7 protein-coding genes are annotated in these 7770 nt (G+C 56.3%); 5 read left to right on the forward strand and 2 right to left on the reverse strand.

Annotated features, from left to right (window positions below):
- The first annotated feature begins 141 nt into the window (after nt 1-141).
- Entirely contained in the window at nt 142-417 is a 276-nt protein-coding gene (locus ACOCD2_RS08705) for a hypothetical protein (protein WP_294116934.1), read from the forward strand.
- A 57-nt stretch (nt 418-474) separates the two neighbouring features.
- Nucleotides 475-693, forward strand: coding sequence for a hypothetical protein (locus ACOCD2_RS08710; protein WP_293646200.1), 219 nt, complete (start codon nt 475-477; stop codon nt 691-693).
- Between the two features lie 307 nt (nt 694-1000).
- Here ACOCD2_RS08710 and xseA read toward each other — a convergent pair whose 3' ends face one another.
- A complete protein-coding gene (xseA, locus tag ACOCD2_RS08715) occupies nt 1001-2359 on the reverse strand; it encodes an exodeoxyribonuclease VII large subunit (protein ID WP_293646198.1) in 1359 nt (452 codons plus the stop codon).
- A gap of 239 nt (nt 2360-2598) precedes the next feature.
- Between xseA and guaB the strand changes: the two genes are divergently transcribed.
- From guaB to ACOCD2_RS08730, 3 genes are all read left to right on the forward strand, one after another.
- Nucleotides 2599-4071, forward strand: coding sequence for an IMP dehydrogenase (gene guaB, locus ACOCD2_RS08720; protein WP_293646196.1), 1473 nt, complete (start codon nt 2599-2601; stop codon nt 4069-4071).
- Between the two features lie 119 nt (nt 4072-4190).
- Nucleotides 4191-5768, forward strand: a complete 1578-nt coding sequence (gene guaA / locus ACOCD2_RS08725; protein ID WP_293646194.1) for a glutamine-hydrolyzing GMP synthase — start codon at nt 4191-4193, stop codon at nt 5766-5768.
- 306 nt (nt 5769-6074) lie between these two features.
- Nucleotides 6075-7274, forward strand: a complete 1200-nt coding sequence (locus tag ACOCD2_RS08730; RefSeq protein WP_293646192.1) for a tyrosine-type recombinase/integrase — start codon at nt 6075-6077, stop codon at nt 7272-7274.
- Here the strand turns inward: ACOCD2_RS08730 and ACOCD2_RS08735 are convergent.
- On the reverse strand, nt 7258-7500 hold the full coding sequence (locus ACOCD2_RS08735; protein WP_293646190.1) for a helix-turn-helix transcriptional regulator: 243 nt from the start codon (nt 7498-7500) through the stop codon (nt 7258-7260). The genes ACOCD2_RS08730 and ACOCD2_RS08735 overlap by 17 nt on opposite strands.
- Between the last annotated feature and the right edge of the window lie 270 nt (nt 7501-7770).

Below are 7770 nucleotides of genomic sequence, written 5' to 3' on the forward strand. Positions count from 1 at the left end.
GATGGATAACCATGGCGTTATGCTTCCTCCAGGTTTTGCGTGAGCCAGTCGTTCAATATCTGGCGGGTTCGGAACAAAGGATAGCTCCTTTTTGGAATATAATCACATGGTACCCGACACTCGGCCTTTGACAACCTATTGGTGCCCCAGCCGTCCTGGTCACCAAGCACTACGCAACAACTTCGCAAGCTCGTTGCTGCTCCCTACTTGTCTCCCAATGACTGGACGCCGCGTTTGGATGCCTACTTTGCTTCCCCTCTGGCGCTATGCGCACGACGGGTAAGCAGTGCGGCCTCGCGGCTACTGGGGTCTACCAGCCTTCGCTTCGCTCTCCATGGCTGGCAGCGTGGGATGGCACACCTCTATGGCTCTGGACGCCAGTGGCCAGCCAGTGATCAGTTACTACGATTTCCCTAACGGTGATCTCAAGTTGGCCCGATGAAGTGCAGTACGGCCAACAGCAGGAGAAGGAAGATGTTTTACAAAAAGATGTGGATTGTATGGCTGTTGTCTCTGACTGCTGCCGTTGGTGCCCGGGAATATGCAGTGATCTACTCGGTGCCAGAAGATATGGAAGGTACCGAGATTGGAAAGGTCACGCTCAGTCTCTATGGCACTGCCGAGGCGGGTGAGGTACTGGAAGTGCATCAACTGCCGGCCGGGCAGTGGCGACTCCAAGACCGGGAAGATTAACCGAGCCTGCTGCGCGCCTTTGTCGACAGCCAGCTGCCACTGCCTTTGTGGGCGGAAGTACAAGTGGATGGTGAACAACCCCCTGGCCACCCGCGCTGAGCTCAACGCACCCGGTGATCTGACCGCAGAATGAGGCGATATTCACAGTCGACAGTACCCCCCTTGGTTGGCAGGTTCAATTATCCGGCACTCGATGACAATGGTCGTCCGATGATTAGCTATTGTGACGACACTAACAAGGACCTAAAGATGGGCAAGTGTGGTACGCGGGATTGCCGATGAAACAGCTGTTTCAGGATGGGGATGATCAACTTTCTTTCTTGCAGCTCTTTACTATTGAAACCAGGCTGCCTTCCAGCAACCGGGTGTGGATACGGTTTCCCGGCTTTGTTTCGCTGCTGCGGGTAAGGACTTTGCCTGTAGTGGCGTCCGTGGTAATGGAATAGCCGCGGGCCAGGGTATTGAGGGGGCTGACGGCCTGCAGCTCCCGGGAGAGGCCGGCGAATTGCAGCTGCTTGCGTGACAGGATGTTTTGCATGCTGTGCAAGAGTTTCTGGCCATAGTTGCCCAGCTTTTCCTCGAGCATGGTGATGCGGTGGCAGGGACTGAGGAGGCGCAGCCTTGCCGTCAGTTGATGGCAGCGCTGCTGATTTTGTGTGAGTCGCATCTCCATGGCCCGTTCCAGGCGCAGGCCGAGTTCGTCCAGCAGTTGCTGGTCCTGCAGTATTTGTTGTCGCGGGTGCAGGATCTGCAGTTTGTGGCTGATGTGCTCGAGATGCTGGTGGCGCTCCTGCAGTCGGCGGCTGATTGCGCGGACCAGGCGCTGTTTCAGTCCCTCGAGGTGTGCCAGCAACTGTTCCTGATTCTGCGTTGCCAGTTCCGCAGCGGCAGAAGGCGTGGGCGCGCGCCGGTCGGCAACGAAATCGGCGATGGTGAAATCGATTTCATGTCCCACAGCGGAGATGACGGGGGTTTCCAGGTTTGCGATGGTACGTGCCAGGCCCTCGTCGTTGAACGCCCACAGGTCTTCCAGGGAACCGCCGCCACGGGCGAGGATGAGCAGGTCGCAATCCTTGCGTGCATCGGCAATCTCCAGGGTGCGGGTGATTTCTGCAGCGGCTTCGCTGCCCTGCACCAGGGTCGGGTAGATGATGACGGGCAGGGCAGGGAAGCGCCGCCGGAGAATCTGCAGGATATCCTGTACAGCAGCGCCTGTCGGTGATGTGACGATACCGATGCAGCGGGGAAAGGTGGGCAGTGCCTTCTTGTTTCGTGCGTCGAACAGCCCTTCACGGTCCAGCTTTGCCTTCAGTTCTTCGAAGGCCCGTTGCAGGGCGCCTTCTCCGGCGGGCTCCATATGCTCGACGATCAGCTGAAAATCACCCCGCGCCTCGTACAGGCTGATGCGTGCCCGGATCAGTACCTTGTCGCCATCCCTGGGCTGAAAACGAAGCAGCTGGCGCTTGTTGCGGAACAGGGCGCAGCGCACCTGTGCGTGGGCATCTTTCAGGGAAAAGTAGCTGTGTCCCGAGCGGGGCGTGGCCAGGTTGGAAATCTCGCCTTCCACCCACAGCAGGGGAAAACTGCCTTCCAGCACCGTACGGATTTCGCCGTTGAGACGGGAGACAGACCAGATATCACGGGACGGTGAGGCAAATTTGGACATCAGTACCAAAAGCTTTGTCTGAGAAATGGCTGTTCAGTTTAGCGCGCATCCGCGAAATTTTATATAATTGTTCGATTAAGCAGAGGGCTGCCTCGTTAGCCTGACCTTCTGGCGCAGGCTGGAATCCATAAGTAGCTAATAATACTGGATTTCGATGTCTGTCCAGGAACATCAAGGAGGATTTCTCGAGGCGCCCGGAATGTATTCTTTATGTGCTCCACAGCCCGGACTTGATTGATATGCGATTTTCTCAGACACAGGAAGCCCTCACTTTTGACGATGTTCTGCTGGTACCCGCCCGATCAGAGGTGTTGCCCAAGGATGTTACCCTGAACTCACAACTGACACGGGGCATTTCCCTGAATATCCCCCTGGTATCCGCCGCCATGGATACCGTGACCGAAGCCCGCCTGGCCATCGCCATGGCCCTGTACGGTGGCATCGGCATCATCCACAAGAACATGACCGCGGAAGATCAGGCGGCCCAAGTGCGCAAGGTCAAGCGCTACGAGAGCGGCATCATCGTCGATCCCATCACCGTGTCGCCGGATACCAGCATTGCCGATGTCATGGAACTGACCCGCGCCAACAGGATTTCTGGCGTACCTGTTGTTGATGGCAACAATCTCGTCGGTATCGTCACCGCGCGCGACCTGCGTTTCGAAAGCCGTCGTGCCGAACCTGTTTCTTCGATCATGACGCCAAAGGACAAGCTGGTAACGGTAAAGGAAGGGGCTCCCCGGGAAGAGGTGATCTCCAAGCTGGGCGAACACCGTATCGAAAAACTGCTGGTGGTCAACGATGCTTTCGAGTTGCGTGGCATGATCACTGTGAAGGACATTCAGAAGGCCAAGGATTACCCGGAAGCCTGCCGTGATGAAAAGGAGCGCCTGCGTGTGGGGGCCGCCGTGGGTGTCGGCGAAGGTACTGATGAGCGTATTGCTGCCCTGGTGGAAGCCGAGGTGGATGTCATCGTCGTCGATACCGCCCACGGACATTCCCGCGGAGTGCTGGATCGGGTTGCCTGGGTGAAAAAACATTTTCCGGACCTGCAGGTCATCGGCGGTAACATCGCCACCGGCGCGGCTGCGCTGGACCTCGTAAAGGCTGGTGCCGATGCGGTGAAGGTGGGTATAGGTCCCGGCTCCATCTGCACCACCCGCATCGTGGCGGGTGTGGGTATGCCCCAGGTAACAGCGGTGGCCAACGTTGTGGAAGCCCTCGAAGGCACAGACGTACCCGTGATCGCCGATGGTGGCCTGCGTTATTCCGGCGATATCGCCAAGGTGATCGTGGCAGGCGCGCACTCGGTGATGGTCGGTGGTTTGTTTGGCGGTACGGATGAATCCCCCGGTGAGGTGGAGATCTTCCAGGGACGTTCCTACAAGACCTATCGGGGTATGGGCTCTCTGGGCGCCATGGCTTCCCAGCACGGCTCCAGTGACCGCTACTTCCAGGAAGACACCAAGGAAGCGGACAAACTGGTGCCCGAAGGGATCGAAGGGCGCGTACCCTACAAGGGTGCGCTCGTAAACGTCATCACCCAGCTCATGGGTGGAGTACGCGCCAGCATGGGTTATACCGGCTGTGCCACTATCGAAGAAATGCGCACCAAGCCGGAGTTCATCCGTGTGACCGGCGCAGGTATGCGCGAGTCCCACGTACATGATGTACAGATCACCAAGGAAGCGCCGAATTACCGCCGGGACTGATGATCTGGGCTTGCTGATGGGCATCTGCATTGTGCCCATCCTGCGCATCTGTAGGTCGGGTTTCAGCCCGACAACGTAATTCACCGTCGGGCTGAAGTCCGACCTACCGGCTTATTGTCATGACAGCAAACATCCACGACCATCGCATCATCATCGTCGATTTCGGCTCCCAGTACACACAGCTCATTGCCCGCCGGGTGCGTGAAGCCGGTGTCTATTGCGAGATCTGGCCCTGGGACAATTGTGAAGATGCCCTGAAAGAGCAACAGCCTCGCGGCATCATTCTTTCCGGTGGTCCGGAAACGGTCACCGGCGACAATCCGCCCCGTGCTCCGCAGCTGGTTTTTGACATGGGGGTACCCGTGCTGGGTATCTGCTACGGCATGCAGACCATGGCGGCGCAGCTTGGTGGCGAGGTGGCCGGTTCTGCCAAGCACGAATACGGCTATGCACAGGTTCGGGCCCGTGGGCATTCAAAGCTGCTCAAGGATATCGAGGATCATGTCACGGAAGAAGGTTACGGTCTGTTGGACGTGTGGATGAGCCATGGCGACCGGGTGGAATCCCTGCCGCCCGGCTTCAGCGTGATCGCCGAAACCGACAACGCACCCCTAGCGGGAATCGCCGATGAAAGCCGTCAGTTCTACGGCCTGCAGTTCCATCCGGAAGCCACCCACACCACCCAGGGTAAACGTATCCTGAGTCGCTTCCTGCATGAGATCTGTGGCTGCGAATCCCTGTGGACTTCCGAAAACATCATCGAAGACAGCATCCATGCCATACGCGAGCAGGTGGGGGATGGCAAAGTGCTGCTGGGCCTTTCCGGCGGTGTGGATTCTTCGGTAGTAGCTGCGTTGCTGCACAAAGCCATCGGCGACAAGCTGACTTGCATCTTCGTGGACAATGGCCTGCTGCGCCTGCACGAGGGCGATCAGGTCATGGCAACCTTTGCCCGGCACATGGGCGTCAAGGTGATTCGTGTCGATGCGGAGGACCGTTTTCTCGATGCCTTGAAAGGCGAACCCGACCCCGAGAAGAAGCGCAAGATTATCGGCAATATGTTTATCGATATCTTCGAAGAGGAAGCCGCCAAGATCGAGGATGTGAATTTTCTCGCCCAGGGGACGATCTATCCTGATGTCATCGAGTCTGCGGGCGCCAAGTCCGGCAAGGCTCACGTCATCAAGTCCCATCACAACGTGGGCGGGCTGCCGGACTACATGAAACTCAAGCTGGTAGAGCCTTTGCGAGAGCTGTTCAAAGATGAGGTGCGCGAGGTCGGTGTCAAGCTGGGCCTGCCATCAGAAATGGTCTACCGCCATCCTTTCCCCGGCCCCGGCCTGGGCGTGCGTATCCTTGGTGAAGTGAAGAAGGAATACGCCGGCATCCTGCGCCAGGCAGATCACATCTATATCGAGGAGCTGTACAACTTCACGCTCTATGATGAAGTCAGCCAGGCATTTGCCGTATTTCTGCCGGTGAAATCTGTTGGTGTGGTTGGCGATGCCCGCCGCTATGAATACGTCGTTACCCTGCGGGCAGTGAAGACTGTGGATTTCATGACTGCCCACATCGGCCACCTGTCCTGGGAATTCCTGGAAAAGGTCTCCAGCCGTATCATCAACGAGGTGAGTGGTGTCTCTCGCGTGGCCTACGATATCTCCAGCAAGCCGCCGGCTACGATCGAGTGGGAATGATTCCACGTCTGGCACTGGCTGGCACCTACCGGCATCAAACTACACATAACCCATTGTATTAACTAGGTTATTCTCGTTTTTGTCTGGCACCTGCTGGCACTGGCAGGCACGTCCAAGCAAACTTTTTTCATGGTATAAATCATGGTATCGTTGCTCTCAAGATCAGGGCTTCGACAAAATACCATGCCATGCTTTCCAAGCTAATCATGGTATCAAAATCAGTCAAGCTATTGATACAAAAGAAAAAACAACCTAAATACCATGCCATAAAATCATGGTATTTTTGGCCCCACGGAGGCCCTTATCATGCTGACCGATACCAAGCTGCGCAATTTGAAGCCCCAGGACAAACTCTACAAAGTGAACGACCGTGATGGGCTCTATGTTGCGGTGACACCAGCCGGAACCATCTCTTTCAGATACAACTACTCGGTTAACGGGCGTCAGGAGACGCTGACGATAGGCCGGTATGGCAAGCGTGGCGTCACGCTTGCAGAAGCACGGGAACGACTCAGCGAAGCAAAGAAGATGATCGCGGCTGGGAAATCACCGGCAAAGGAAAAGGCGCGCGACAAGAAGCGTGTGAAGAATGCCGAGACGTTCGGTGCCTGGGCTAGCAAATGGCTGCGTGGTTATCAGATGGCTGACTCGACACGCGACATGCGCAAGTCGGTATACGAACGCGAGTTGAAAAAGCAGTTTGGCAACAAAAAGCTGACCGAAATCACGCATGAGGATTTGCGCGCATTGACCGATGCCATCGTCGAAAGGGGAGCACCAGCAACGGCGGTGCATGTCCGGGAAGTGGTGTTGCAGGTCTATCGTTGGGCAATTGAACGTGGGCAGAATGTGGAAAACCCTGCGGAAATGGTGCGTCCATCCACGATCGCCAGATTTGAGCCGCGTGACCGCGCGCTGACACCGGCAGAGATTGGACTGATGTATCGGTACATGGACCGGGTTGGGACATCGCCGCAATACCGGGCTGCGATCAAGCTGCTATTACTGACCATGGTGAGAAAGTCCGAGCTGTCCAACGCGACATGGTCGGAGATCAATTTCAGCGAGGCGCTTTGGACGATTCCGAAAGAACGGATGAAACGAAGAACGCCGCACCTGGTATTCCTGTCACGCCAGGCGCTCGATATCTTCATCGCGCTGAAGACCTTCGCAGGTGGATCCGAGTACGTGCTTCCTTCCCGGTATGATTCGGACCTGCCGATGAGCGCCGCAACGCTGAATCGTGTTCTAACTTCGACGTATAAGGCTGCCCAGAAGGACGGCGAGTCGCTGGCAAAATTTGGCCCGCATGATCTTCGCCGCACAGCCAGCACGCTATTACATGAGGCCGGTTACAACACGGACTGGATCGAGAAGTGTCTCGCTCATGAGCAGAGGGGAGTGAGGGCCATCTATAACAAGGCCGAGTACCGAGAGCAGCGTACGGAGATGTTGCAAGACTGGGCCGACATGATTGACGAGTGGACGATCAAGCAACGGCAGTAACGCCAGGGCGGTCAGCCCGTGCGCCGGATCGCTTTCTCGACTCGATCCATTCTTCTATTTCTTCCAGGTCCCATGCAACGTTACGGCTTGTAAGCGCGATCCGCCGCGGGAAGTCCCCGCGTTTCTCCATATTGAAGATGGCTCGATCCGATAGCGGTATCATGGCCCGCAGGGTCTTCCGGTTGATCAGGGTTTTGCCCGGTAGGGTTCGGTCTCCGTCGCTCATTGGCTCATCTCGTTAACTGGCAGCCCCATGCTGTACTGGGTGATGAATTTGTTCGTGCTAAAACTTTAGCACGGCGCCAATTTATTGAGCAAAGGAAAAATGTTTAGCAGGCGGGTAAATGGGTTGTTGCTGGTTTCTTTGGGCTTGTTCCCTGTTTTGATTAAGCGAGCTGAAGGTTCTTGTAGATGGTGCTCTTAACTGGTGCTAATATTAGACCACTGAAATCCCATTTGGAGTATCGATTATGCCCATTAAATTCTCTGAAGACGT

The organism is Thiolapillus sp., from assembly GCF_048562965.1.
Taxonomy (GTDB): Bacteria; Pseudomonadota; Gammaproteobacteria; order Chromatiales; family Chromatiaceae; genus Thiolapillus; species Thiolapillus brandeum_A.

Bases quoted from the DNA above. Each gene is read 5' to 3' on its own strand.
- ACOCD2_RS08710 (WP_293646200.1), top strand. From the start codon at position 475: ATGTTTTACAAAAAGATGTGGATTGTATGGCTGTTGTCTCTGACTGCT.
- xseA (WP_293646198.1), bottom strand. From the start codon at position 2,359: ATGTCCAAATTTGCCTCACCGTCCCGTGATATCTGGTCTGTCTCCCGT.
- guaB (WP_293646196.1), top strand. From the start codon at position 2,599: ATGCGATTTTCTCAGACACAGGAAGCCCTCACTTTTGACGATGTTCTG.
- guaA (WP_293646194.1), top strand. From the start codon at position 4,191: ATGACAGCAAACATCCACGACCATCGCATCATCATCGTCGATTTCGGC.
- ACOCD2_RS08730 (WP_293646192.1), top strand. From the start codon at position 6,075: ATGCTGACCGATACCAAGCTGCGCAATTTGAAGCCCCAGGACAAACTC.
- ACOCD2_RS08735 (WP_293646190.1), bottom strand. From the start codon at position 7,500: ATGAGCGACGGAGACCGAACCCTACCGGGCAAAACCCTGATCAACCGG.